3 protein-coding genes are annotated in these 2213 nt (G+C 79.2%); 1 reads left to right on the top strand and 2 read right to left on the bottom strand.

All coding sequences use genetic code 11. The features are described from left to right. Positions 1–1265 (top strand): ABC transporter permease (locus tag PYV61_RS24475; RefSeq protein WP_275836495.1); only part of this gene is annotated, 1265 nt, incomplete at its 5' end. A 64-nt stretch (positions 1266–1329) separates the two neighbouring features. Here PYV61_RS24475 and PYV61_RS24470 read toward each other — a convergent pair. Further along, positions 1330–1833 carry a DinB family protein gene (locus tag PYV61_RS24470; RefSeq protein ID WP_275836494.1) on the bottom strand — a complete coding sequence of 168 codons (504 nt, stop codon included), beginning with the start codon at positions 1831–1833 and terminating at the stop codon, positions 1330–1332. Continuing rightward, positions 1830–1985: a hypothetical protein gene (locus PYV61_RS24465; RefSeq protein ID WP_275836493.1), complete on the bottom strand. Its 156-nt coding sequence runs from the start codon at positions 1983–1985 to the stop codon at positions 1830–1832. The genes PYV61_RS24470 and PYV61_RS24465 overlap by 4 nt, the downstream gene beginning before the upstream one ends. Positions 1986–2213: the final 228 nt, after the last annotated feature.

The raw sequence follows: 2213 nt of genomic DNA, 5'->3' as shown, positions 1-2213 counted from the left end.
CGCTGCGCGAGGGGGGGCGCGGCGGGGGCGACGGCGCGGGGCGGGTGCGGCTGCGCGGCGCGCTGGTGGTGTCGGAGTTCGCCGTCGCGCTCGTGCTGCTCGCCGGCGCGGGGCTCGTGCTGCGCAGCCTGACCGCCATGCTGCGCGTCGACGCCGGCTTCGACCCGGCCCGCGCGGTGGCGATGGTGATCTCGCTGCGCGGGACCCCCGCCGACGCCCCGGCACGCCGCGCCCCCTTCTTCGCGCAGGTGGCGGAGCGCGTGCGCGCGCTCCCCGGCGTCGAGGGCGCGGGGTTCACCAACCACCTGCCGCTGCACGGCGACACGTGGCGCTTCGGCTTCCTCGTCGAGGGGCGCCCGGCGCCGCGCCGCGACGAGGCGCCGTCGGCGGTGTTCCGCCTCGTGCGCCCCGGGTACTTCCGCGCCATGCGCCTCCCCGTGCTGGCGGGGCGCGACGTCACGGCGGCCGACGAGGCGCGGGGGGCGCGCGTGGTCGTGGTCAACGAGCGGCTGGCGCGCCGCCACTGGCCGGGGGCGAGCGCGCTCGGGCGCCGCATCGCCCTCGGCGACGACCCCGCGACCGCCGACTGGTTCACGGTCGTCGGCGTCGTGCGCAACGTGCAGCAGGGCGACTGGTCGCAGCCCACGACGGAGGAGATGTACTTCCCCGTCGTCGCGCCGGCCGCCGGCGACACCGCGGCCCGCGCGGCGGGGGTGCTCAACCCGTCGGCGATGACGCTCGTGGTGCGCACCGCCGGGGACCCGCGCGCCGCGGCGGCGCGCGTCGAGGCGGTCGTGCACGCCCTCGACCGCGACGTGCCGGTCGCCGACGTCATCACGCTCGAGGACGCGGTGGCCGAGCGCGTCACGCAGCCGCGCTTCTACGTCGTCCTGCTCGGCGCCTTCGCGGCGCTCGCCGTCGTGCTGGCGGCGGTCGGCGTGTACGGGGTGATCGCCTACTCGGTGGCGCGCCGCACCCGCGAGATCGGCATCCGGCTGGCGCTGGGCGCCGCGCCCGGGGCGCCGTTCCGCCTCGTGGTGGGCGAGGGGATGCGCATGGCGCTGGGCGGCGGCGCGGTGGGGCTGGCGGCGGCGCTGGTGGCGACGCGCTGGCTGCGGTCGCTGCTCTTCGGCGTCGCGCCCACCGACCCGGCGACCTTCGGCGCGGCGGCGCTGGTGTTGGCGGCGGTCGCGCTGGCGGCGTGCAGCGTGCCGGCGTGGCGGGCGTCGCGCGTCAGCCCGATGGCGGCGCTCCGCGACGGGTGAGGACGCGGCGGACTGCGGGCTGCGGATTCGGAACCCGCAGTCCGCAGCCCGCAGCGCACGCGGATCAGTCGCGCCCCCGCGACCCCCACTCCCACATCCCGAACATCGCCGCCTGCGGGAGCGGGTGCCCGGCCTGGCGCGCCAGCTGCGCGATCTGCCCGCGGTGGTGCGCGTCGTGGGCGATCAGGTAGCCGAGGAACGCGGCGGCGTCGGGCTTGAAGCCCTTGATGCGGCCGTCGCCGGCCAGCGCCGCGGCCAGCACGTCGCGCAGCGCGGCGCGGCTCGCGTCCAGCGCCGCCGCGGCCTCGGCGGGCGTCACGGTGGCCTTGTCGAGCGGCGCGGGGAGCGCGGGCGCGCCGACGGCCTTGAGCCACATCAGCCGCACGGCGTGCATGTGGGCGACGATCGCGGCCGCCGTGCGCCCCTTGCCCCCGGGCGGCGCCGCCGACCACGCGCCGGCGGGCAGGTGCTCCAGCAGGTAGCGGTTGATCCGGTCGTTCGTGTCGAACGTGTGCAGCAGCGCGGCGACCAGGTCGAACGGCCCGGCCGCCGTCGCGGCCGGCGTCACCGCGCCTCGCGCAGCCCGAGCGTCTGCGCCACGCGGTCCGCCGCGTCGTCGGTTAGGTCGAGCGCCGCGTCGAGCAGCGCGCGCAGGCTGGCGAGCAGCCCCGGCTCGCGGCGCGGGGGGACGGGCACCGGCAGCAGTCGCGACTCGTCCATGGCGCTCCCTCCGCTCGTGGTTTCGCCTCCCCCTCCTCCCGACCCCTGCCCAAGCGTACGTCCGGCCCCGCGCGGCACAAGGGCGGGCCGCCGGCCGTTGCGTGAGCGCGGCGCGCGGGCCATGCCTTCGGGCGCGGCCACGCCCCGCGGTGCCGCCGTCCGACCTCTGCCCCGCCCGCCATGCTCCCGCTCCGCCGCGCCCTGCTCGCCGCGGCGCTCGCCGCCGCC

Origin of the sequence: Roseisolibacter sp. H3M3-2, from assembly GCF_029211165.1 — a bacterium.
Classification (GTDB): Bacteria; Gemmatimonadota; Gemmatimonadetes; order Gemmatimonadales; family Gemmatimonadaceae; genus Roseisolibacter.
The sequence above is the reverse complement of the archived record's forward strand: the minus strand, read 5'-3'. Positions and strand labels throughout refer to the sequence as shown.

Bases quoted from the DNA above. Each gene is read 5' to 3' on its own strand.
- PYV61_RS24465 (WP_275836493.1), bottom strand. From the start codon at position 1,985: ATGGACGAGTCGCGACTGCTGCCGGTGCCCGTCCCCCCGCGCCGCGAG.